Genomic DNA, 21978 nt, shown 5'->3' on the forward strand with positions numbered 1-21978 from the left:
ATGCCACGTCGGCGAGGTGACCCGCTAGGACTCGTGAGTGGTATGGCCGGTTCTAACCGGCCATACCACTCACGACCCCAAGCCTCGGGAGGCCAGGAATTCGATGGTGGAGTTCATCGTGCGCAACCTCGGGTAGTCGTCTTCCTCGATGCGGATGCCGGTGGTCCCGGCCAGGCGTTCCACGAAGGTCAGGAAGTCCATCGAGTCGAGCTCGAAGGCCTCGCGCAGGTCGTCGTCCGGTGGCAGCGCCGAGAGTTCGGCCGCGGTCGCGAAGCCGCGCAGGGAGTCGAGGATCAGCGCGGTGGTGTCGGTCGTGGGCATCAGAGTTCCTCCGGTCGTCGCAGCAGGGTGTCGATGGTGCTGAGGAAACGGGCGCCGATGGCGCCGTCGGTCGCCCGGTGGTCGGCGGCGAGTGTCGCGGTGACGAGCGGGCGGACGCCGAGCAGGCCGTCCACCGCCCACGGGCGGTCCATGACCGCGCCGAAGCCGACGAGCGCGACCTGGGGCGGGTAGATGACGCCCTGGACCGACTCGACGCCCAGGTCGCCGAGATTGGTCACGGTCATCGTCGGCATGGTCATCTCGGAGGACCGCAGCCTGCCGGCGCGGGCCCGCGAGACGAGGTCGCGCAGGCGTCGCATGATCTCGTCGAGTGGCAGCTTGTCGGTGTCGGGCATGGCCGGTGCGACGAGGCCGCCGCCACGCAGCGACACGGCGACGGCGAGATGCACGCCGTCGGCCGGACGGAACCGGCCGTCGACCCAATGACCGTTGAGCTGCGGCACCTTGCCCGCGGCCAGCGCGGTCGCCTTGAGCAGCAGCGCGGCCGGGACGATCCGCTCGGGAACCGGCAGCGACCGGTTGCGCTCGCGCAGCCACCCGGTCGCGGCGGACAGGTCGATGGTGGTGGACAGGTAGTAGTGCGGGATCTCTCGTTTGGACCTGGCCATCAGAGCGGCGATCGCCTGGCGCATCCCGTCGTCCGGCTTGCGTGCCTCCTTGACGGACTCGGCCTTGACGGGCTCGGCCTTTCCCGCGGCCGCGCGGACATCACGGGCACGGATCGTCTCACCGTGCAAGGTGGACAGGTCCACGCCGAGTTCGCCGGCCAGCCGCCGGGCGTACGGGGTGACCTTGGCACGACTGCCCACCGCCATCGCTCGCTGGACGTCGGCGTGGGTGATCGAGCCGTCCCGTCCGGTCCCGCGCACCCGGGTCAGATCGACCCCGGCGTGCGCGGCGAAGGTGCGCACCGGGGGCGAGGCGGGCGGCCGTTTCGGCGGCTCCGGCGGGCTCGGCCGCTGAGGGTGGGTGGACACCTCAGCGGCCGGCGTGGGATCGCCCGGCGGCGAAGACGTGCCGATCCGCGCGAGCGGGGTGCCGACCGGCACCTTCTCGCCTTGCGGGACAAGGATTTCCGTCACTTCGCCCGCGGTGAACGTCTCGACCTCGATGGCGGCCTTGGCGGTGTCGACGACCGCGACCACGTCGCCCTTGCGCACCTGGTCGCCGGGTTTGACCAGCCATTCGATGATCGTGCCCTCGTCCATGTCCGCGCCGAGCGACGGCATCAGGAACTCGCCCATCACCCCACCGCCCGCTTGACGGCGGCGACGATGTCCGCGGGCTGGGGGAGCGCGGCGTCCTCGAGGTGTTTCGCGTACGGGATCGGCACCTCGGCGGTGCACACCCGCTCGATGGGCGCGTCCAGTTCGTACAGCGCGTGCTCGGCCACCCGCGCGGCGATCTCCGCGGACAGGCTGCCGCTGCGCCAGCCTTCGTCGACCACGACGAGCCGGTGCGTACGTGCCACCGACTCGAGGATGGTGTGGTCGTCGAGCGGGCGCAGCACGCGCAGGTCGATCACCTCCGCGTCGATTCCTTGCGCGGCAAGGTCATCGGCCGCGGTCAGCGCGGTGGAGAGCGTGCCGCCGTACGTCACGATCGAGACGTCCTTGCCGGGGCGCCGGATGGCCGCGTGCTCGATGTCGACGGCGCCCGCGTTCTCGTCGAGGTCGCCGGAGACGTTGTAGAGGGTTCCGTGTTCGAACATCAGCACCGGGTCCGGGTCGGCCAGCGCGGTCGCCAGCATGCCGCGGGCATCCTCCAGAGTGGCCGGTGCGATCACCTTGAGACCGGGGATGTGGGCGTACCAGCCTTCGAGGCTGTGCGAGTGCTGCGCGGCGAGCTGCCTGCCCGCGCCGGTGGTCATCCGGATCACCAGCGGCACGTTGAGCTGGCCGCCGGACATGTGCAGCACAGTGGCCGCGTTGTTCAGGATCTGGTCCAGTGCCAGCAGGCTGAAATTGACCGTCATGATCTCGACGATCGGCCGCATCCCGGTCATCGCCGCGCCGATCCCGGCGCCGACGAACGCCGACTCGGACAGCGGGGTGTCGCGGATCCGCTCCGGCCCGAACTCCTCCAGCAAGCCGAGGCTCACCGCGAAACAGCCCCCGTACGCGCCGACGTCCTCGCCCATCAGGAACACACGGTCGTCAGTGGTCATGGCCTCGCGGATCGCTTCACGCAGTGCCTCGCGATAGGTGATCTTCATGGCGTCTTCTCCGAGTAGACGAACCGGGTCAGGTCCTCGACCGGTTCGAGCGGGCCGGTCTCGGCACTCGCGATCGCCGCCGCGATCTCTTCGTCCACTTCGGACTCGATGGCGGCTAGGCCGTCATCGGCGAGTTCGCCGTCGGCCCGCATGCGGTTCGCCAGCAGATCGATCGGGTCGCGCTCTTTCCACTGGGCCACTTCGGGTTTGGCGCGATAGCGGTCAGGGTCGTACATCGAGTGCGCGCGGAACCGGTAGGTGCGCAGCTCCAGGAAACAGGGGCCCGATCCGCCGCGGATCGCCTCGACCGCCCGGTCGGCGGCGTCGGCGACCGCGACCGCGTCCATCCCGTCGACCGGCCAGGACGGCATGCCGTAGGAGGCCGCGCGCAGCGCGAGATCGGTCTCGGCCTGCGCGCGGTCGAGTGCGGTGCCCATGGCGTAGAGGTTGTTCTCACAGCAGAACAGGACCGGCAACCGCCACAACGCGGCGAGGTTGAGGCATTCGTGGAACTCGCCCTCGGCGACCGCGCCGTCCCCGAACAGGCATACCGTCACCCTTGGCAGCCTGCGCATCGCGTCGCCCAGTGCGACACCGACGGCCACCGGCAGTCCGCCACCGACGATCGCGTTGCCGCCGTAGAACCGGCGACCGCCATCGAACAGGTGCATCGAGCCGCCTCGGCCCCGGCTGCATCCGGTGCTGCGGCCGAACATCTCGGCGAGCACCGCGTCCATCGGCAGCCCGCGCACCAGCGCGTGCCCGTGCTCCCGATAGGTCGACACGACCGCGTCCTCCGGCCCGAGTGCCTGGAGCACCCCGGCCGCGACCGCCTCCTCGCCGATGTAAAGGTGCATGAACCCGCGGATCGAGGCCGCGCTGTAGAGCTCCACACAACGCTCCTCGAAGCGCCGGATCCGCACCATTTGCCGCAGCAGATCCTCGCGTCGCTTGGCTTGCAGGGTCTTCACCGGTTTCCGCCTGCTCATCGCACACTCTCCACAGTGGACAGATCACCTTCCGGCAGTCCCAGCTCGCGCGCCTTGAGCAGGCGGCGCATCACCTTGCCGCTGCGGGTGTGCGGCAGGTGCTGGTCGAACACGATCTCCTTGGGCGCCACGGCACCGAGCTCCCGCCTGGCGAAGGCCAGCAGGTCCATCCGCAGCGATTCGGTCGGCTCGGTGCCGGGCGCCAGCGAGACGAACGCCTTGACCAGCTCGCCCGCCATTGGGTCGGGGGTGCCGATCACGCCTGCTTCGGCGACCGCCGGATGCGCCATCAGCGTGCTTTCCACCTCGAACGGCCCGACCAGGTGGCCGGCGGATTTGATCACGTCGTCGGCCCGCCCGACGAACCAGTAGAAGCCGTCCGCGTCCCGCCGTGCGATGTCACCGGTGAGGTACCAGCCGTCGGCGAAGCAGCGCCGGTAGCGCTCGGGTTCGCCGAGATAGCCGCGGAACATCGACGGCCAGCCCGGCCGCAGCGCGAGTTCCCCGTCCTCGCCTGGATCGGTGACCTCGGTGACCTTGCCGTCGACGACGAGCGCGCGTCCGTCGGCGCCCCGCCTGAGCACGCCCGCTTCGATGCCGGGGACCGGCCTGCCCATCGAGCCCGGCCGGACCTCTTCGGCTGCGAAGTTGCTGACCATGATCGCGCCGGTCTCGGTCTGCCACCAGTTGTCGTGCACCGGCAGCCCCAGCGTGCGCTGCCCCCACACCACGACCTCGGGGTTGAGCGGCTCGCCGACGCTGGCGACGAACCGCAGCGCGGACAGGTCCACCTCGGGTGGGGAGCCGTGGCGCATCAGCATGCGCAGCGCGGTCGGCGCGGTGTACCAGACGGTGACCCGCTGCGAGGCGAGCACGCGGTACCAGCGCGCGGCGTCGAAGTCGCCCTCGTCGCTGACCAGCGTGGCGCCGTGCGTCAGCGGTGCGATCACACCGTAGGACATCCCGGTCACCCAGCCCGGATCGGCCGTGCACCAGAAGATGTCCTCGGTGTGCAGGTCGAGCGCGTACGCGGCGGTCACGTGATGCGCGAGCACCGCCTCGTGCACATGGACAGCGCCCTTCGGCGTGCCGGTGGTGCCGCTGGTGAAATGCAGCAACGCCGGCTCGTCCGGCGCGGTCGGCTCGATGGTGAACTCCGGGCTCGCCGACGAGAGCAGCGGGCCCAGCGTGAGCGCGCCGGGCTCTTCGTCACCGTCGCCGGTGAGCAGCACATGACCGAGCGCGGGCAGATCGTCGCGGATACCGCGTACTTTCCGCCGGTACAGCGCGGGCGTGGTGACCAGCACGGCGCCTTCGCCGAGTGTCAGCCGTTGCCGGATCGGCTCCGGGCCGAACGCCGAGAACAGCGGCGAGAGCACACAGCCCGCCTTGAGCGTGCCCAGCACGGCGACGTAGAGATCCGGGACCCGGCCGAGCAGAGTGAACACCCGTTGTCCCCGTTCGACGCCGAGCTCGCGCAGCAAGTTCGCGAAGCGGTTGGTGCGCTCGGAGAGTTCCGCGTAGCTGATCTCGGTGACCGCGTCGTGCTTGTCGACGCACCGCAGTGCCACCTTGTCCGCGAGCGGGCCGGCGGCATGGCGGTCGACCGCCTCGTGCGCGATGTTCAGCCCGCGCCCGCCTGGCAGCCCGTCCAGCGCCGAGCGCGCGCTTTCCCAGCTGAAGTCGCGGCAGGTCTGTTCGTAGCCGATCAGGTTCGCGTCCGGCTGATCCGGCTTCCGGATCGTCTGCCACTTCATGACAGCGAACGGCCGATGAGCTCGGCCAGCTCGACGGTGCGGGCCGCGTAGCCCCATTCGTTGTCGTACCAGCCGAAGACCTTGACGAGCCGGTCGCTCGCCTTGGTCAGGCTCGCGTCGAACACGCACGACGCCGGGTCGCCGATGATGTCCCGCGAGACGATCGGCCTCTCGGTGTAGCGCAGGAGGCCCTTGAGATCGCCATCGGCGGCCTCGGCGAACGCCTCGTTCACCACCTCCGCGGTGACCGGCTTGTCGAGCAGCACGGACAGGTCCGTCAGCGACCCGTCCTCGACCGGCACCCGCACCGCGACCCCGTCGAGCCTGCCGGCGAGCCCGGGGATGACCTCGCCGATCGCCTTGGCCGCGCCGGTGCTGGTGGGGATCAGGTTCACCGCGGCCGACCGGGCGCGCCGCAGGTCCTTGTGCGGTCCGTCGAGCAGCGACTGGTCGTTGGTGTAGCTGTGGATCGTGGTCATCAGCCCGCGCCGGATGCCGAACGCGCGGTGCAGCACGCGGACCATCGGCGCGGCGCAGTTGGTCGTGCAGGACGCGTTGGAGATGACATGGTGGTTCACCGGGTCGTAGGTGTCGTCGTTGACGCCGAGCACGATGGTGGCGTCGACGCCCTTACCGGGTGCGGAGATGATCACCTTCCGCGCGCCGGCGGCGAGGTGGGTCGCGGCGGCCTCGCGGGTGCGGAACCGGCCGGTGGACTCGATCACCACGTCCACGCCGAGCTCGGCCCACGGCAGCGCCGCCGGGTCGGGGCAGTTCTCGACGCTGACCCGTTGCGTGCCGACCGAGATCGTCGAGTCGCGGACCTCGACCTGCTGGCCGAGCCTGCCGTAGGTCGAGTCGTAGGCGAGCAGGTGCGCCAGCGTCTCCGCCGAGGTCACGTCGTTGACCGCGACCACCTCGACCGGGCTGCCCGGCTGCTGGAGCACGTACCGCAGGATGTCGCGGCCGATCCTGCCGAAACCGTTGATACCGAGCCGTACCGTCATCACGTCTCCTTGTCGGATGTCACGTGAGATCGATGCTGTTCGGCCGGGACGTGCCGTCCTAGGGACGAAGGCCCCGAGTGGCCGGGACCGTCGCCTCCTGTGATTCCGGCCGCGTGCCCGGTGGAATGGGAACCGTGAAGATCCTCAGCAGGGATGGGCTCGGCCACCTGGTCGACGTGCTCGCGACCGAGGGCTACCGGGTGATCGGGCCGACCGTCCGCGACAGCGCGATCGTGCTCGACGAGCTGGCTTCGGCGGAGGAGCTGCCCGCGGGCTGGGGCGTCGAGACCGGGCCGGGGCAGTACCGGCTGATCCGCCGCGGCGACCAGGCCGTGTTCGGGCATTCCGCCGGACCCCAGTCGTGGAAACGGTTCCTGCACCCGCCGCGGCGGAAGCTGTGGTCCGCAGGGCCGGATGGGCGGTTCGTCGAGGCCGCCGAAGAGACGCCGCGTTACGCGTTCCTCGGTGTGCGCGGCTGTGATCTCGCGGCCATCGCGAAACTGCGCACCGTGCTCGGACGGCTGCCCGAGCCGTTCGTGATCGGCGTGAACTGCACCGAGCCCGGCGAGGTGTGCTTCTGCGCGTCCATGGGCACCGGCCCTGGCGTCTCCGCGGGCTACGACCTCGCGCTGACCGAGCGAGGACACCGTTTCCTGGTCGACGCCGGTACCGACGAGGGCGCCCGGATACTCGGGCTGCTCGAAACGACGGACGCGTCCGCCGCCGAGGTCACCGCCGCGCGCGACGAGGTGACCGCCGCCGCGGGGAAGATGGGCCGCACCATGCACGGTGGCGACCTGCGCACGCTGATGCGCGACTCACGCGAGTCGCCGCACTGGGCCGACGTGGCGAGCCGGTGCCTGAACTGCGCCAACTGCACGATGGTCTGCCCGACCTGCTTCTGCACCAGCACCGAGGACGTCACCGACGTCACCGGCGAGCACGCGGAACGCTGGGAGCACTGGGCGTCCTGCTTCGAACTCGATTTCTCGTATGTGCACGGCGGCAGCGTGCGCGAGTCCGGCGCGAGCCGGTACCGGCAGTGGCTCAGCCACAAGCTCGGCACCTGGCACGACCAGTTCGGCTCGTCCGGCTGTGTCGGCTGCGGGCGATGCATTGCCTGGTGCCCGGCCGGGATCGACCTCGTCGCGGAGGTCGACGCGCTCGCGGAGGCCGCCGATGGGCACTGACCAGCTCCCGGAGCCGTACCGCGTGGTCGCGCGTACCCGGGAGACCCACGACACCGTCACCCTGCGGCTGGAACCACTCGGCAGGCGGCTGCCGCCGTTCCGGGCAGGCCAGTTCATGATGCTGTACGCGCACGGTGTCGGCGAGATCGCGATCTCGATCAGCGGCGATCCGTCCACATCGGACGGAACACTCGAGCACACCATCCGCGACGTCGGCGCGGTGAGCCACGCGCTGCACGAATCCGCGCCGGGAACCGTGCTCGGCGTGCGCGGCCCTTACGGCACGGGCTGGGAGTCCGGCGCGACCGACCTGGTCATCGTCGCGGGCGGCTGCGGGCTCGCCCCGCTGCGCCCGGTGCTGCTCGGCGCGCTGGCCGCCGGCACCGGCCACCAGATCGTCCTCGTCTCCGGCGCGCGCACGCCAGGTGACTTCCTCTTCCCCGAGGAGCAGGAATCCTGGGCGGATCGCGTCGAGCTGCACCGCACCATCGACCGGCCGCACCCCGGCTGGACCGGCCAGGTCGGCTTCGTCACCGAGCCGCTGGAGCGACTGGAACTCGACCCCGGCGCCACGACGGCGTTGCTGTGCGGCCCGGAGGCGATGATCCGGTTCAGCGCCGAAGTATTGCTGCGCAAGGAGATCGCGCCGTCGGACATCCAGGTCTCGCTGGAACGGAACATGCGCTGCGGTATCGGCGTTTGCGGGCACTGCCAGCTCGGCCCGCTCCTGCTGTGCCGTGACGGCCCGGTCGTCGACTACGCGACGGCCGAACCACTGCTGAAAGTCCGGGAGCTGTGATGGGCACACCCACGCTCGCCGTCTGGAAACTCGCCTCGTGCGACGGCTGCCAGCTGACCCTGCTCGACTGCGAGGACGAGCTGCTCGCGCTGGCCGGGCAGGTCAAGATCGCGCATTTCCTGGAAGCCTCCAGCGAAGTGCTGCCAGGCCCGTACGACATCTCGCTCGTCGAAGGCTCGATCACGACCGCCGACGACGCGCGCCGCATCCACGAGATCCGGGCGCGATCGCGGCTGCTGGTGGTCATCGGGGCCTGCGCGACAGCGGGCGGTATCCAGGCGTTGCGCAATTTCGGCGACGTGGCCGAGTTCGCGTCCGTCGTCTACGCGAGCCCCCAGTACATCGACACGCTCGCCACCTCGACACCGGTCTCGGCGCACGTGCCGGTCGACTTCGAGCTGCGCGGGTGTCCCATCGACCGCCGTCAGCTGCTGAACACGCTGTGCGCGCTGCTCGCCGGTCGCAAGCCCGACCTGCCGGACACCAGCGTCTGCACCGAATGCAAACGCCGAGGGCTGACCTGCGTCATGGTCGCCGACGGCACGCCGTGCCTCGGCCCGGTCACCCACGCGGGCTGCGGCGCGCTGTGCCCGGCTTACCGGCGCGGGTGTTTCGGCTGCTTCGGCCCGATGACCGAGCCGAACACGAAGGCGTTCATCCCGCTGCTGCGCGTGCGCGGCATGTCCGAGGGCGAGATCGACCGCGTGTTCGCGACCTTCAACGTGGTGGCGTTCGCGGACGGGGACCAGGCATGAGGGAGCTCAAGGTCGGCGCCCTCGCCAGGGTGGAAGGCGAGGGCGCGCTCCGCGTGATCGTCCACAACGGGCAGGTCGAGCGGACCGAGCTGAACATCTACGAGCCGCCCCGGTTCTTCGAGGCGTTCCTGCGCGGACGTGCGTACACCGAGCCGCCGGACATCACCGCGCGCGTCTGCGGAATCTGCCCGGTCGCCTACCAGACCAGCGCCTGCAACGCACTCGAACAGGCCTGTGGCGTCGAACTCGACCCGAGGCTGGCCGGCCTGCGCCGGCTGCTGTACTGCGGCGAGTGGATCTCCAGCCACGCGTTGCACATCCATCTGCTGCACGCACCCGACTTCCTCGGCCTGCCGGACGGCATCGCGCTCGCCAAAGACCACCGGGGCGCGCTCGAACGCGGCCTGGCGCTGAAGAAGACCGGCAACGCGCTGATGGAACTGCTCGGCGGCCGAGCCATCCACCCGGTCAACGTGCGGGTCGGCGGGTTCTACTCGGCACCATCCAAAAAGGACTTGGCGCCCATGGTCGAGCGGTTGTCGGCCGCGCTGGACCAAGCCTGGGGTGTCGTGCGCTGGGTGGCGGGATTCGAGTTTCCCGACTTCGAGCTGGACCACGACCTGCTGGCCGCGGCCGAGCCCGATCGCTACGCCATCGAAACCGGCGGGATCCGCACGAGCACCGGGCTTTCGTTCCCGGCCACGGAGTTCCCCGAGCATGTCGTCGAGGAGCAGGTGCCGCATTCGACCGCGCTGCACGCCAAGCTGGACGGCAGACGCTATCTCACCGGCCCGCTCGCCAGGTACACGCTGAGCTCGCACCTGCTTTCGCCGATCGCGCGCCAAGCGGCTGCCGAGGCCGGTCTGGGACCTGAATGCCGCAACCCGTTCCGCAGCATCCTCGTGCGCGCGGTCGAGATCGTCTACGCCGTCGACGAGGCACTCCGGCTGATCGACGGATACGAACGCCCGGAACGCCCGTGTGCCGAAGTGCTTCCGCGCGCGGCCACCGGGCACGGGGTGAGCGAAGCGCCGCGTGGACTGCTCTACCACCGCTACGAACTCGACGCGGACGGCCTGATCCGCTCGGCCGCGATCATCCCGCCGACCTCGCAGAACCAGTGCGCCATCGAAGACGACCTGCGCCGGGTCGCCTCGGCCAACCTCGACCTCGGCGACGCCGAACTGACCACGTTGTGCGAACGCGCGATCCGCAACCACGACCCGTGCATCTCCTGCTCCGCGCACTTCCTCGACCTGACCGTGGACCGCCGGTGAGCACGGTCGTGATCGGCGTCGGCACCGAGTTCCGCCGCGACGACGGCGTCGGCCTCGTCGTCGCGGCCGAGCTCGCGAAGCTGCCCGGCGTGCGCGTGAAGACCTGCGACGGCGAACCCTCCGGCCTGCTCGACGCCTGGACCGGCGCCGAACTCGCCATCGTCGTCGACGCGGCACGCGGCTCGTCGCCCGGCCGGATCCGAAGGTCCACAGTGGACCATCTACCGGCCGGTGGCGGCGCGGCGAGCTCCCATGCGATGGGGGTGCCGGAGGCGTTCCGGCTCGGCCGGGCGCTGGGCAGGGTGCCAGGCCGCCTCGTGGTGTTCACCGTCGAGGCGGCCGATCTCGGCGTCGGGCCCGGCTTGTCGGAGCCGGTCGCGGCGGCGGTTCCGGCAGTGGTCGCCGCCGTGCTGGCCGACCTGGCGGCCACTGCCTGACCGGTGCCGTCCCGTCAGGGTTCGAGACACTCCGGTATCGAATCGACGGGACCGCTGGGGCGCTCGGTCGTGCCACTCGGGTCGTAGATCTTCACCCAGCGCACGGTGGAGAACTGCTTGAGGGTAGGCGTGATCTCGCCCGCGATCGTGAATGTGGAGCCATGGCTGGAGCAGCCGCCGGCGAGCCGGACCCTGGCGATGCCGTCGGCGATGGACAGGGAGGTGAAGCCGGTCGCGTCCGAGGCCTCGAACGCCAGCCGCTGGGCGAGTTCGGGTTCGGTCGGCCCCGCGAACAGGCGCTGAAGCGCGCCCCGCGCGACGGCGGGCGGGATCACCGGCCGGGTCACCGCCCGGGTGTAGGGCAGCGTGCCCGCCTCGAATCTCGCCTGGTCGAGTAAGTGCACTTGCACCGGCACGGTCCGGAACGGCGTCGCGATGTCGATGACCACCCGGCTCGGGCCGGTGAGCGTGGAGACGGTGAACGCCGTCCGCGTCGCGAGCCCGATGCCGAAGGTCAGCACGGCTTCGAAGTCACCGGCGTTGACCACTTGCATGACATTGGGCAGCGCGTAGGCACGCCGGGCAGGGCCGTAGGTGCCGTTCCCGGCGTCGTCGTGCCCGTCGGCCGGGCTCATCCGGACCGACAGGATCGCGTCCCCGGCCATCGGGATCGGCAGCCCCGACGGATCGCCGATCAGCCGGGGTACGTACTCGACCTGTCTTTGTGCCGGAAGTGGCCCGGTGAATTCGAACACCACCCGGTCGTAGGTGGGGTGATGCGCGGCGCGGATCGCGACCAGCGTTGTCTGCGCCGCCGCGGCGTTCGCGGGCGCAACGATGGTCCCGCCCAACGCGACGGCGCAGGCGAACAGCGTCAGCGCGGTGTGGATTCTTCGCATGAAATGCCTCCTCGTCGAGTGTCGGAAATGTGGATCGGCTCAGCTCAGCTCGGCCTGGTTGGCCATGGCCGCCTGCCGCACCAGCTCGGGCTGCTGCCCGTTCGGCAAGGGCTCGGCGTGCTCTGCCGGCGGCGTTTTCCGCTGCTCGATCTCCGCCTCGGCGGAGCTGATGAAGCCCACGAAGCTCCGCCCGCGGCACTGCTCGACCACCGCCATGGCCTCGTCGTGGATGGACTCGTCCATCTTCCGGGCTTCCAGCCCGATCCGGGTGGCTTCGCGGTAGTCGATCGGGAACGGGTGGTGCGTGTAGCCGTACACCAGGCGCTCGGAGATACGGGCCGCCCTGTCCTCGTCCGGGTTCTTGGCCAGCAGCAGCAGTTTCGCGTATTGCTCACCGATCTTGAGGCTGCGTCCCCAGCCGCCGAAGTCCAGCGCCCTGATGCCCTGCAGCATCGGCGTGATGGACCCGATGGCGAACTCCGAGGCCGTGCCGAGCAGGTCGTTGAGCGGGATCTGGCCCTCGGCGTCACGGATGAGCCTGGCCAGCGACGCGCTCATCGTGGTGAAGCCGAACTGCCGGACGTAGTCGACGCTCTGGTAGCAGTCGAGCGCGGAGACCGTGGTCGTCGGATTGCGCGGGTCGCCGATCTGCGTGTCGAGCGGGCCGAGTTCGCCGAAGGGGGACAGGTGGACCTGGTCGGCGCCCAGCGCCACCAGCGTGCTCGCGCTCTTGGCCCGCCGCGGCACGTAGACGTGCAGATCCGTGGCGTACCACGACAGGTACAGCACGATCCGGTACGCGCTGTCGAGCATGCCGCCGCGGGAATCCAGCAGCACGTTGATGGTGCGTGAGCGTGCTTCCGTCGGCGGATAGCCGAAAACGCGGCGGCAACTCTCCTTGACGAGGTTTTCGGTGAGCTTGTGCTCGTCCTCGAACGGCTCGAACTGGCCTGTGATGAGCAGCCAGGCCTCATCGCCCGTTTTGGCTGTCAGTGCCTTGCCCGCGCCGAGCACCGCCACTCTGTCCTCAATGGACATCTCGTCGTGATGCCGGTCGTGCCTGCTGATCCCGAGTCCGGTGGCGACGGGCCAGGTGTCGGTCTGTGCGCCGTAGCCCTGGATCGGTGTGGTGCTGGTCATCCGGTATTCCTTTCTGTGCTCGAGCGGGTCAGCGTTTGACGTACCTGGTCACCGCGGCGACCACGGTCGCGCCGAGTGTCAAGCCGGCCAGCAGCAGTCCCGCGGCGAGGGCGTGATGCGTGTCGTTCATCTCCGGCCACTTCAGGATGTTGCTGAAGCCGACTCCCGGCAGCATCAGCCCGAGCGTGAGGATCGCCGCTCGGATGACTGTCAGGCCGGTCCCGACACTGAACAAGACGGTGCCGACGACCACCAGAGCCAGCAGCCAGCGGAGCGCGATAGAGGGCGCGTATCCATAGCCGATGGCACGATCCTGGATCCAGCCCCAGACCTTCCGCGGCGGGTTGTGCTTCCAGGGCAGGGCGGCGTCGCGGTCGTGATACATGGCGCGGAGAACCCGGCGAGCCTCCTGATCCTTGCCGGTCCGTTGATAGAACGAGGCCAGCTGCCGGTACGGCTGCAGCGCGAACCGGTCAGGATCGGCGCCGCCGGTCTTGTCGTGCACGCGTCGGTTGCCTGCTCGTACCCAGTCCAGCCGCTGGTCCAGGTCGGCGTCCGCGAGCCCGTCGTATTCGAAGCCGTCGAGCAACAGGTTGTGCCCGGTGAACTTCTCCGGGCAGTCGTGCAGACAGCGCACCGAGGCGCCGCTGAGGTCGAGCACGCCCTTGTCCGGGGCTCCGTGCAGGGCGAGGTCGCCTGCGGTGGCGTCGCTGAGGTCCGCGGCGGCCTGATCGTCGGACCCGGCCAGGTGCTCGAGGTACAGCTCGGCCTTCCCGCCGATGCGTGCGGCGCGAAGATCGACGGTTCCACTGGTCCTGACCAGTAGATCCTTGGCGACGGTGAGCCCCTGCCCGGTCACCGGGCCGTTCCCGGGCCCGCCTTTCCCGGACTGGACGATCGTCAGGTCACCGCCGATGCCGGCGTGCATGAGCTTGATCTCGCCGACGCAGGTGAAGCCGTCGCGGCAGATCAGGCCGATCCCGACCTGCGCCCGGTCCGCGTCGATCGCGGCGCCACCCGGGTTGCGCAGGGTCGCGCCCTCGAGCAGTACGGCCCCGCCGACATGGATGTCGGTGAGCTTGCACTTGCCGGTCGCCTGAAGACCGTTCCGGCAGTCCAGGTTGTCGGTGATCCGTGACCGCGACAGGTCGACGGCGACGTGCTCGCCCCCGGCGGGCGCCGTCACCCGTGCTCCCCGCAGATACAGGCTGCCGCCGATCTGCATGCTGATGCCGCGCAGGCCGGTGATCTCGCTCCCGCAGCAGAACACGCTGCCACGGGCGCGGAGCCGGTCGAGCTGTAAGGCCGTGCCCGGGCCGGTGAGCTCGGCACCGTTGAAGACGAGGCCGAGCACCTGGGCGTCGAGCAGGCTCACCTGCCCCGTCACCTTGAGCTCGGAAGCGTCGAGTTCGCCGCCCACGCTGAGCCCGTCGGCGTCCCACGCCTTCTCGCCGCGCTTGCCCTCGATGGTCGCCTGTTTCATCGACACCGGCCCGGTCACGGTGGCGTCGTTCATGGTGATCTTGCCGTCCACGCGGAGGTTGTCGGCGTCGATCTTGCCCTTGACGTCGATGCCGGTCAGCACCAGCGCGTCGCCGTCCGGAACGTCGAGATGGGCGCCCTTCAGGTGCAGGTCGTCGTCGACGTGGGCGCCGCGCAGGCACAGCGTCCCGGTCAGCCGGAGGTGCTCGAGCCGGAGGTCGCCGCCGACCCGGAGGTGCTCCGCGTCGATACCCGGCGCGGAGCACTCCCGCAGCGACAGCGACCGGAGCTTGGCGTCGGCCAGGCGCACCTGGTGGTCGAAGGTGCAGTCCGTCAAGATCACCGGGCATTTGACGTCGGCGTACTCGAGATCGAGCTCCCCGTGGATTTCCGCGCCCGCCAGTTTCAGGGAACCTGACTGTCCCGTCCGCAGCAGCCGTCCCAGTATGCCGGCGTGTACCGTTTTCTCGCCGTCCTCGCGGGAAGTGAGATCCAGCAGCTCACCGCGGGCGAATGCCAGTAGAAGCTCGTTTTCGGTCTCGGTCGATGCCGTGAACCCCATCTCGACGGAATGCATTCCCCACCTCTTTCACGGTTCTTCACTTCACTTGGCTAGTACGCGCGATCCCACGCCGAGTCCAAGCTCCATCGCGCGCCACGCGGGACCCGAGTGCACGGGCAAGCCCATGCGGAACCACGTGGGCACGTAAAGCCCGAGCGCCTTCTTTCCCAGCCGCCACAAGGGGTTCGTGCCCACCCGGTAGGCCGGGTCGTCGATGTCGACCGCGATGGGACTCGCCGGCTCGCCGGTGAGCGTGAGCGGAACCTGGGCGAACGTCGCCTTGTCGAACATCTCCATCACGCACATGCTCACCGGCTCGAACTCGGTCGGCTCGACCGCCGAGCCGAGTTCCATGGCCAGCGTGCCCGCGGCCGCGTCGGCCTGCTGCAGCGCCAGGAACGCCTGCTTGACCGGGAAGTCGCCCGCGTCGCCGGGTGCGAAGATCTCCGGGAAGCCGTCGACGGTCCTGGTGCCCGGATCACAGGTGAGGAACCCGCGATCGTCGCGGGGCAGGCCGTCGTAGTCGATCGCGGCCGCGTAGGGCGGGAAGGCGACCAGCACATCGAACTCCCGTGCGCTGCCGTCGCTGTAGGTGATCTCGTTCTCGGTCACCTTCGCGGCATCCACGCCGGTGTGCCCGCTGATGTCCCTGATCTCGAACTCCCGCCGCACGACCTCGTGCAGCTTCGGGCCGAACGCCTGGATGAAGGTGTGCTCGGTGGTGGTGAACTCGATGTCGACCTGATGGCGCACTTCGCGCCGCCGCAGCCAGGTGTCGAGCATGAAGACGAGTTCGTACAGCGGCCCGGCGCACTTGTTGTTCGGCGGCACCACGAACACCACCCGCTGCGGGCGGCCGTGGCGCGCGTTCTGCACGACCCACTGCAGGTCTTCGCCGAGCTGGTGCAGCTGGGCCGGGGTCCAGACCTGCCGTCCGTACTCGGCGAGGCCGGGGATCTCGTCGGGCCGCATGCTCGCGCCGGTGGCGATGACGAGCCGGTCGTAGCCGACCGGGCCACCCGTGGTCTCGACGACGCCGCGCGCGGTGTCGACGCCTTGCACGGTCGCCACCCGCTGCTCGATGTCCCGGCGCCGCAAGCCTTTCGCCAGCGGTGAGTGCATGGGCCATTCGGCTCCGCCGAAGGGGAGGTAGACGCCCGCCGGTTTGAACAGGAACTCGTCACGGTCGGAGACCAGGATGATCTCCGCCTTGTCGGCGCCGACCCGCGAGCGAAGCAGGAACGCGGTCTCCAGCCCGGCGAACCCACTGCCGAGCACCACCACACGTGACGCGGACATGCGCACTCCTCTCGTCAAGGGGACCGCTGCGGCCCCGGCGTTCAACTGTGATCCTCGAGAGCCCGGCCGCGTCAGGGGCGTCGGGGCTAAGGCATCGGGACTTTGGTCCCGGTCAGGTGAGCAGGGACCGGCGCAACCGCCAGGACGCGAAACCGAGTAGCACCAAGGCGAAGCCGCCCAGCACACCGAGCGGGACGAGGATCGACACGAGCGTGCCGCCCCGGGAAAGCAGCGTGGTCCACGCGTCGACCGCCCAGGCGTGCGGCGTGAAATGGCCGAGTGAGCGGACGACCCCGGTGACGATCTCCAGCGGCCACATGCAGCCGCCGAGCATGCCGAACGCGATGCCGATGGCAGGCCCGATCGCCGAGACCTGCTCGGGCGTACGGAACAGGGTCCCGCTGAGCATGCCGGCACCCGTGCCGACGAGTGCCCACGTCGCGGTGAGCGCGATGGCGGCGAGCGGGTCGCCCCAGCTCACCCCGAACAGCAGCGCGCCGCAGGTGACGATCAGCGCGGACTGCAGCAGTGCGAGGCCGAAGTAGCACAGGCCTTCACCGAGCACGATGTCGCGCGCGCGAACCGGTGCGGCGAGCGCGCGGGAGTAGATGCCCAGCCTGCGTGTCTCGACCATCGCCGCGCCGGCGGCCAGCGTGTTGATGAACACGAACAGCACGAGCATGGTCGGTGCGCTGTAACCGAAACCCGGCGGCAGCGTGTCGCCCGCGCTGTCCACCACTTCCGTGCGCACGCTCACCCGAGGTGTCGCCGCTTCCAGCGAGCGGGCCAGCGCGAGCCGCGAGCCGAGCGTGCCGCCCGCGTTGGCCGCCGCGAAGGCCGCGGCCTGCACCACCGAGGCGTGCCGTGCCACCACGGACGAGACCGCGGTCCACGCGCCCTGCCCGCCTCCGGTGGAAGCGGTGAGCAGCAACGGGATCTCCACGGTGCCGCCAGCGGCCAGTGTGGCGTCCACATCGGGCGGAATCCGGACGACCGCGTCAAGCTCGTTGCGCCGCAACGCGTCGAGCGCCGCTTGATCGTCTTCGAAGGTCTTGGGGCCGAGCGACTTCAGGTCGTCCGCGAGTTCCGCGGCCAGCGGGCCTGGCGCGGTCACCAGGCCGACCCGGAAGGCGGGCCTGCCGCCGACGGTCATCCCGATCACCAGTATCACCACGACCGGGAGCAGCACGACGAAGAACAGGGAGAGCCGGTCGCGCAGCAGCCTTCTCAGCGAAGCCCCCGCGATCGTGAGCGCGTTCACCGGGCCACCGCCCGTCGGTTCAGTAACGCGACGACGGCCGTGAGCACCACGCAGAACCCCAGTATCGCCAGCACCGGGACGATCGCGCTGGCGCCACCCGCGCCCCCGGCCAGGTCCGTGAACGCGCGCATCGCCCAGCCGTTGGGTGTGAAGAGCGTGAGCTTGCGCATGATCTCCGGCGCCGCGCTGACGAACACGAAGTTCCCGCCGAGCAGCACGAGCCCGAAAGTCAAGATCGAGGCGAGCCCGTCGGCCTGCCGCTCGGTGTGTGCCACCGCGATCACGAACGCGGTCAGGCAGACCAGCGCGAGCGCCATCGCCACGATCAGCGCGGCCACCGCGGGCAGCGGTCCCCAATCGACTCCGAACGCCAGCGAGGTGACCGCCGCGACCGTGCTCAGGCTGGCGGTCGCGTAGGCGAAGGTGGCGAGCGACTTGCCTGCCAGCACCGTGCCGGGACCGACCGGGGCGGCGGCGATCCGGTCGAGGGTGCCGTCGCGCCGTTCGAGGAAGTACCCGCGCGCGCCGAAGCCGATCGCGAAGAACGTGAAGAAGATCCCCATCCCCGGCGCGTAGTAGCTCACCGCCCTGAGCCGCTTGGTGCCCGCCGCGCGCTGGACGACCTGCTCAGGCAGCCGCAGCCCGGCGGCACGCTCGGCGAGTCCCTCGGCGGGTGCGCCCGCGGCGATGGCGGTCGCGACCGCCAGCCGGTCGGCGTTGAGCTGCGCCACGAACGACTCGGCGATGGACCGCGAGACCTCGCCTGCCAGCGGAGCGTCCACAGTGGTCAGAACGGCGATCGGCGGCACGACCGCGCCGTGTGCCGCGGCGGTGAACCCGGCCGGGATCACCAGTGCCGCGCCGAGTTCGCCGTTGTCGACGCGGGTGCGGGCATCGGCGGTCCCTGACACCGGTTCCACCGTGAGCACCGACGCGAGTTCCGGGCCGGACAGGAAGCCGGTGAAGGCGGCCGAGAGCACGCCGTGGTCCTCGTCGACCACGGCGATCGTGGTGTGGAAGGTGTCGGCGCCGCTGAAGGCGAAGCTCATCAGCGCCGAGACCGCGATCGGCGCGAGGAAGCCCAGCACCCACGCGGACCGGTCGCGCATCCGCTGGCGCAGGTCCTTGGCGGCGATGACGAAGGCGGCGCGCATGGTCACTCCCTCAGTGCGGTGCCGGTCAAGTGCAGGAAGACCGCTTCCAGGTCCGGTTCGGCGACCTCGGCCGAGTTGACGGCGGCTCCGGCGTGTTCGGCGGCGTCGAGGACCGAGGGCAGCAGTTTCCTGCCCTCGTGCGCCACGAGGTGCACCTCGGAGCCTGCGATGTCGGCGCCGTCGACACCGGGAAGGCGACGGCACGCGGCCGCGAAGGCGGCGAGGTCGCCGGTGGCGGACAAGGTGATCCGGTCGCGTTCGCCGAGCCTGGCGACCAGCTCGCGACGGGTGCCTTCGGCGATCAGCCTGCCCTGGTCGATGATGCCGACCCGGTCGCACAGCCGCTCGGCTTCCTCCATGTAGTGCGTGGTGTAGAGCACGGCCATCCCGGCCGCGCCGAAGTTACGGACGCTTTCCAGGATCGCGTGCCTGCTCTGCGGGTCGACGCCGACGGTCGGCTCGTCGAGCACGAGCAGCGTCGGCCGGTGCAGCAGCCCGGCGCCGATGTTCAGCCGCCTGCGCATCCCGCCGGAGAACGACTCGACCTTCTCGCCGGCACGGTCGGTGAGCCCGATCAGGTCGAGCACCTCGTCCACACGTTCGGCCAGCAGCTTGCCGCGCAGGCGGTACAGCTTGCCGAAGAAGCGCAGATTCTCGCGTGCGGTGAGGTCGGGGTACAGCGCGATGTCCTGTGGCACATAGCCGACGAGCGCCTTGGCACCGGTCGACGAGCGGCTCATCGGCAACCCGCCGATGGTCACGGTTCCCGCGTCAGGGCCCAGCAGCCCGCACACCATCCGGATGGTCGTTGTCTTGCCCGCCCCGTTCGGGCCGAGCAGCCCGTAGGTCTCGCCGGCCGCCACGGCGAACCCGACATCGGCCACGGCGAGCCGTTCGCCGAACCACTTGGTCAGCCCGGTCGCGGCGAGCACCTCGGAATGCCTGGTGCGCAAGGAAGACGACGCCTGCTGAGTCATCGGCCCAGCATCCGGCGCGGCCGGAGCGCGGGGGAGTGCCCAAGGTACCGGGCGAGCGGGACGTTGGACCCTGCGCACGGTTCCGCAAAGCGGGAAAAGTAGGCGGGAACCAGCAGAGGGAGACGTAATGGCCAGCCTTCCCGCGGCGGATCACGGTCGCGGCCCGCATCGGCACATGACGGCGCAGGACAGCTTCTGGCTGGACCTGGACCGCCCGGAGAACCGGATGGCGATCACCTCGGTGCTCTGGACCGCGACCCCGATCGATCCCGACCGGCTCCGCACCGTCATCGCCGAACGCCTGCTGGGGCGCTACCCGGTCTATTCGCAGCATCCGGTACGGGACGGCATGCCAGGGTCCGCAGGCTGGCGGACCGACACGGATTTCGACCTGGCCCGCCATGTCATCGTCGACAAGCTGCCGGAACCGGGCACCCGCCACGAGCTTCAGGACTTCGTCGCGGCGCAGCGCAGCCGCCCATTCGACCTCACGCATCCGCTCTGGTCCGCCCATCTGCTGCAGGGATATGGGGAAGGGAGCGCGCTCGTGCTCCGGTCCCACCACGCGATGGCCGACGGCATCCGGCTCACCCAGGTCATGTTCAGCCTGTTCGACCTGATCGGGACCGAGACGACGCCGCCGAAGGTCGGCGGCGCGGGCCCCCGCCGCGCCGAGCAGGTTCAGCCAGCGGCGAGATTGACCGCGGCGGCGCTGCGGGCGGTCGGCGACCTCGGCGGCAGGCTGCGCGAGATCGCGCGGCGGGCAGGCCCGTTCGCGGAGGCCGCCGTCGCGTTGCCGGTGCTCGGCGCGTCGGCGGCCGTGGCGGCGGCGGGCGCGCTCGCCACGGCCGTACCCACCACTCCACGCCAGGTGACCGACGCGGTCTCGACCTCCGCGATGACACTCTGGAACAGCGTGCGCAGCGTCGTGAAGCTGGCGGGATCACCGGCCGTCGCCGGAATGTGGATCGCCGAGCCGGGCATCGAGAAGACCGCGGTGTGGGGCGACGCCATACCGCTCGAGGTGGTCAAGCGGATCAGCGCGGAAACCGGGACGACGGTCAACGACGTCTGCGTCACGCTGGTCACCGGCGCCGTCGGCCGCTACCTGGCCGAGCGGGGCGCCGAGCTTCCCGACCTGGCCTGGATGATCCCGGTCAGCCTGGAGGCTTTCGACGCCGAGCTTCCAACGACACTCGGCAACCACTTCTCGCTGGTACTCGCACAGCTACCGTCCTACGGCCGCGGATTTCGCGAAAGGCTCGCGAAAACGCACCGGCGTATCGCCCGCATCCGCGACTCCTACGAGCCGATCCTCACCCATGGCATCCAGCAGGCACTGAGCCAAAGCCCGGCACCACTGGCCGCAGGTGTTTCTCGCTACTTCGCCGACAAGGCGATCGGCGTGCTCACCAACGTCCCCGGCCCACCCGTGCCGATGGAAATCGCGGGCGCCCGCGTCGTCGGCGTCGTCGGCTGGGCGCCGTGCAGCGGCAGCCAGGCCATCACGGTCTGCGTGTTCAGCTACGCGGGCGACGTGTTCTTCGGCTTTGGAACGGATCGCCGGTCGATCCCCGACCCGGAACGCCTCATTTCCGCGCTGGACGCGGAAATCCAGTCCGCTCGAAGTTAGTCACCCTCTGAGAAAGACGGTTCCCATGAAGCTCGACGAGTTCCTGACCACGGCGAAAGAGACCATGACGGTGAAGCGCGTGTATGCCGAGCCGATCGAGAAGGACGGCGTCCTGGTGATCCCCGCGGCCACGGTCGGCGGAGGCGCCGGAGGCGGGCAGGGCCACGACAAGACCGGCCAAGACGGCGAAGGCGGGGGATTCGGAGCGGGTGCCCGGCCCGCTGGCGCGTACACCGTCAGTGACGGGAACGTCCGGTGGGTTCCGGCCGTCGACGTCAACCGTTTCGTGGCCACGCTCGGCGCCGTGGCCATCGTTTTCCTGATAACCCGGATGCGGATCGCGAAGCTTCGCGCCAAAGCCGCCGAAGCGAAATGACCGATGCGGCAGGGGAGCGCCATAACATGACGTCGGCCTCTCGGATAGTGGCGCGACGTGAGTGGTGTGGTTCCGGCGTCGCTGGTGCTGTCGGTGTGTCCGGCGAAGGCGCGCGCGACGGCGTAGCCGAAGTTGCGTTCGACCCAGGTGAGCGTCGTGTGGCGGAGCCAGTGGGTTGAGATCTGTTATTCGCGACCGGTGGAGGTGTTTGCCGATTGCGGCGCACGGTCGCTTCGAGTCCACATGCGCGGGTACCGGCCGGCCGCCTCTGACCTCAGCGTCCCGACAGCTTCGTGTGCTGCGAGCTCCCGCTCCCAGAGCACAAAGGACCTCGTGAGTGTTGGGGGGGGGGGGGTGCGCCCGCCACCACAAACAGGGGGTTTTTGGGGGTGAGCCGAGCGCCCGGGGGGGGTTGAGGCTTGTAGGC

General features: G+C 70.0%; 20 protein-coding genes. 7 read left to right on the forward strand and 13 right to left on the reverse strand.

What is annotated here, in order from left to right:
- Positions 1-69 precede the first annotated feature (69 nt).
- Genes ACFV15_RS24055 through gap form a run of 6 tightly spaced genes read right to left on the reverse strand, consistent with a single transcriptional unit; the run spans position 70 to position 6310 of the window.
- On the reverse strand, positions 70-321 hold the full coding sequence (locus ACFV15_RS24055) for an acyl carrier protein (RefSeq protein ID WP_378352827.1): 252 nt from the start codon (positions 319-321) through the stop codon (positions 70-72).
- Positions 321-1586 carry a dihydrolipoamide acetyltransferase family protein gene (locus ACFV15_RS24060; protein WP_378352828.1) on the reverse strand — a complete coding sequence of 422 codons (1266 nt, stop codon included), beginning with the start codon at positions 1584-1586 and terminating at the stop codon, positions 321-323. Before ACFV15_RS24060 ends, ACFV15_RS24055 begins: the two co-directional genes overlap by 1 nt.
- Positions 1586-2557 carry an alpha-ketoacid dehydrogenase subunit beta gene (locus ACFV15_RS24065; protein WP_378352829.1) on the reverse strand — a complete coding sequence of 324 codons (972 nt, stop codon included), beginning with the start codon at positions 2555-2557 and terminating at the stop codon, positions 1586-1588. Before ACFV15_RS24065 ends, ACFV15_RS24060 begins: the two co-directional genes overlap by 1 nt.
- Positions 2554-3546, reverse strand: a complete 993-nt coding sequence (gene pdhA / locus ACFV15_RS24070; protein ID WP_378352830.1) for a pyruvate dehydrogenase (acetyl-transferring) E1 component subunit alpha — start codon at positions 3544-3546, stop codon at positions 2554-2556. The genes ACFV15_RS24065 and pdhA overlap by 4 nt, the downstream gene beginning before the upstream one ends.
- Positions 3543-5303, reverse strand: a complete 1761-nt coding sequence (gene acsA, locus ACFV15_RS24075) for an acetate--CoA ligase (RefSeq protein WP_378352831.1) — start codon at positions 5301-5303, stop codon at positions 3543-3545. Before acsA ends, pdhA begins: the two co-directional genes overlap by 4 nt.
- Positions 5300-6310, reverse strand: coding sequence for a type I glyceraldehyde-3-phosphate dehydrogenase (gene gap / locus ACFV15_RS24080; protein WP_378352832.1), 1011 nt, complete (start codon positions 6308-6310; stop codon positions 5300-5302). Before gap ends, acsA begins: the two co-directional genes overlap by 4 nt.
- Positions 6311-6444: 134 nt before the next feature.
- Here gap and ACFV15_RS24085 point away from each other — a divergent pair, with 134 nt between their 5' ends.
- From ACFV15_RS24085 to ACFV15_RS24105, 5 genes are read left to right on the forward strand one after another with little or no spacing between them, the layout of a single operon-like run.
- The gene (locus tag ACFV15_RS24085; RefSeq protein WP_378352833.1) at positions 6445-7500 is read left to right on the forward strand and encodes a 4Fe-4S dicluster domain-containing protein; all 1056 of its coding nucleotides are present in this window, start codon (positions 6445-6447) and stop codon (positions 7498-7500) included.
- Positions 7490-8299 carry an FAD/NAD(P)-binding protein gene (locus ACFV15_RS24090; protein ID WP_378352834.1) on the forward strand — a complete coding sequence of 270 codons (810 nt, stop codon included), beginning with the start codon at positions 7490-7492 and terminating at the stop codon, positions 8297-8299. Before ACFV15_RS24085 ends, ACFV15_RS24090 begins: the two co-directional genes overlap by 11 nt.
- Positions 8299-9054 carry an oxidoreductase gene (locus tag ACFV15_RS24095; RefSeq protein ID WP_378352835.1) on the forward strand — a complete coding sequence of 252 codons (756 nt, stop codon included), beginning with the start codon at positions 8299-8301 and terminating at the stop codon, positions 9052-9054. Before ACFV15_RS24090 ends, ACFV15_RS24095 begins: the two co-directional genes overlap by 1 nt.
- Positions 9051-10331, forward strand: a complete 1281-nt coding sequence (locus ACFV15_RS24100; protein ID WP_378352836.1) for a Ni/Fe hydrogenase subunit alpha — start codon at positions 9051-9053, stop codon at positions 10329-10331. Before ACFV15_RS24095 ends, ACFV15_RS24100 begins: the two co-directional genes overlap by 4 nt.
- Entirely contained in the window at positions 10328-10768 is a 441-nt protein-coding gene (locus ACFV15_RS24105) for a hydrogenase maturation protease (RefSeq protein WP_378352837.1), read from the forward strand. The genes ACFV15_RS24100 and ACFV15_RS24105 overlap by 4 nt, the downstream gene beginning before the upstream one ends.
- Before the next feature lie 14 nt (positions 10769-10782).
- Here ACFV15_RS24105 and ACFV15_RS24110 read toward each other — a convergent pair whose 3' ends face one another.
- The 7 genes from ACFV15_RS24110 to ACFV15_RS24140 all read right to left on the reverse strand — a co-directional run bounded on the left by ACFV15_RS24110 (position 10783) and on the right by ACFV15_RS24140 (position 19542).
- A complete protein-coding gene (locus tag ACFV15_RS24110; protein WP_378352838.1) occupies positions 10783-11667 on the reverse strand; it encodes a hypothetical protein in 885 nt (294 codons plus the stop codon).
- Positions 11668-11706: 39 nt separating this feature from the next.
- Positions 11707-12807, reverse strand: a complete 1101-nt coding sequence (locus tag ACFV15_RS24115; protein WP_378352839.1) for a hypothetical protein — start codon at positions 12805-12807, stop codon at positions 11707-11709.
- 28 nt (positions 12808-12835) lie between these two features.
- A complete protein-coding gene (locus ACFV15_RS24120; protein WP_378352840.1) occupies positions 12836-14866 on the reverse strand; it encodes a hypothetical protein in 2031 nt (676 codons plus the stop codon).
- A gap of 27 nt (positions 14867-14893) precedes the next feature.
- Positions 14894-16150: an NAD(P)/FAD-dependent oxidoreductase gene (locus ACFV15_RS24125; protein WP_378352841.1), complete on the reverse strand. Its 1257-nt coding sequence runs from the start codon at positions 16148-16150 to the stop codon at positions 14894-14896.
- Positions 16151-16262: 112 nt separating this feature from the next.
- On the reverse strand, positions 16263-17411 hold the full coding sequence (locus ACFV15_RS24130) for an ABC transporter permease (protein WP_378352842.1): 1149 nt from the start codon (positions 17409-17411) through the stop codon (positions 16263-16265).
- The gene (locus ACFV15_RS24135) at positions 17408-18565 is read right to left on the reverse strand and encodes an ABC transporter permease (protein ID WP_378352843.1); all 1158 of its coding nucleotides are present in this window, start codon (positions 18563-18565) and stop codon (positions 17408-17410) included. Before ACFV15_RS24135 ends, ACFV15_RS24130 begins: the two co-directional genes overlap by 4 nt.
- Positions 18566-18567: 2 nt before the next feature.
- Positions 18568-19542, reverse strand: a complete 975-nt coding sequence (locus tag ACFV15_RS24140) for an ABC transporter ATP-binding protein (RefSeq protein WP_378352844.1) — start codon at positions 19540-19542, stop codon at positions 18568-18570.
- A gap of 127 nt (positions 19543-19669) precedes the next feature.
- Between ACFV15_RS24140 and ACFV15_RS24145 the strand changes: the two genes are divergently transcribed.
- Positions 19670-21175 carry a WS/DGAT domain-containing protein gene (locus ACFV15_RS24145; RefSeq protein ID WP_378352845.1) on the forward strand — a complete coding sequence of 502 codons (1506 nt, stop codon included), beginning with the start codon at positions 19670-19672 and terminating at the stop codon, positions 21173-21175.
- A gap of 25 nt (positions 21176-21200) precedes the next feature.
- Complete coding sequence (locus tag ACFV15_RS24150; protein ID WP_378352846.1) at positions 21201-21551, forward strand: spore germination protein GerW family protein; 351 nt, start codon at positions 21201-21203, stop codon at positions 21549-21551.
- The last annotated feature ends 427 nt before the right edge of the window (positions 21552-21978 follow it).

This window comes from Amycolatopsis sp. NPDC059657, from assembly GCF_042734395.1.
In the GTDB taxonomy this organism is placed as follows: domain Bacteria; phylum Actinomycetota; class Actinomycetes; order Mycobacteriales; family Pseudonocardiaceae; genus Amycolatopsis.

Excerpts from the sequence above, each read along its gene's own strand:
- ACFV15_RS24055 (WP_378352827.1), bottom strand. The coding sequence starts at position 321 with ATGCCCACGACCGACACCACCGCGCTGATCCTCGACTCCCTGCGCGGC.
- ACFV15_RS24060 (WP_378352828.1), bottom strand. The coding sequence starts at position 1,586 with ATGGGCGAGTTCCTGATGCCGTCGCTCGGCGCGGACATGGACGAGGGC.
- ACFV15_RS24065 (WP_378352829.1), bottom strand. The coding sequence starts at position 2,557 with ATGAAGATCACCTATCGCGAGGCACTGCGTGAAGCGATCCGCGAGGCC.
- pdhA (WP_378352830.1), bottom strand. The coding sequence starts at position 3,546 with ATGAGCAGGCGGAAACCGGTGAAGACCCTGCAAGCCAAGCGACGCGAG.
- acsA (WP_378352831.1), bottom strand. The coding sequence starts at position 5,303 with ATGAAGTGGCAGACGATCCGGAAGCCGGATCAGCCGGACGCGAACCTG.
- gap (WP_378352832.1), bottom strand. The coding sequence starts at position 6,310 with ATGACGGTACGGCTCGGTATCAACGGTTTCGGCAGGATCGGCCGCGAC.
- ACFV15_RS24090 (WP_378352834.1), top strand. The coding sequence starts at position 7,490 with ATGGGCACTGACCAGCTCCCGGAGCCGTACCGCGTGGTCGCGCGTACC.
- ACFV15_RS24095 (WP_378352835.1), top strand. The coding sequence starts at position 8,299 with ATGGGCACACCCACGCTCGCCGTCTGGAAACTCGCCTCGTGCGACGGC.
- ACFV15_RS24100 (WP_378352836.1), top strand. The coding sequence starts at position 9,051 with ATGAGGGAGCTCAAGGTCGGCGCCCTCGCCAGGGTGGAAGGCGAGGGC.
- ACFV15_RS24110 (WP_378352838.1), bottom strand. The coding sequence starts at position 11,667 with ATGCGAAGAATCCACACCGCGCTGACGCTGTTCGCCTGCGCCGTCGCG.
- ACFV15_RS24115 (WP_378352839.1), bottom strand. The coding sequence starts at position 12,807 with ATGACCAGCACCACACCGATCCAGGGCTACGGCGCACAGACCGACACC.
- ACFV15_RS24120 (WP_378352840.1), bottom strand. The coding sequence starts at position 14,866 with ATGCATTCCGTCGAGATGGGGTTCACGGCATCGACCGAGACCGAAAAC.
- ACFV15_RS24125 (WP_378352841.1), bottom strand. The coding sequence starts at position 16,150 with ATGTCCGCGTCACGTGTGGTGGTGCTCGGCAGTGGGTTCGCCGGGCTG.
- ACFV15_RS24135 (WP_378352843.1), bottom strand. The coding sequence starts at position 18,565 with ATGCGCGCCGCCTTCGTCATCGCCGCCAAGGACCTGCGCCAGCGGATG.
- ACFV15_RS24140 (WP_378352844.1), bottom strand. The coding sequence starts at position 19,542 with ATGACTCAGCAGGCGTCGTCTTCCTTGCGCACCAGGCATTCCGAGGTG.
- ACFV15_RS24145 (WP_378352845.1), top strand. The coding sequence starts at position 19,670 with ATGGCCAGCCTTCCCGCGGCGGATCACGGTCGCGGCCCGCATCGGCAC.
- ACFV15_RS24150 (WP_378352846.1), top strand. The coding sequence starts at position 21,201 with ATGAAGCTCGACGAGTTCCTGACCACGGCGAAAGAGACCATGACGGTG.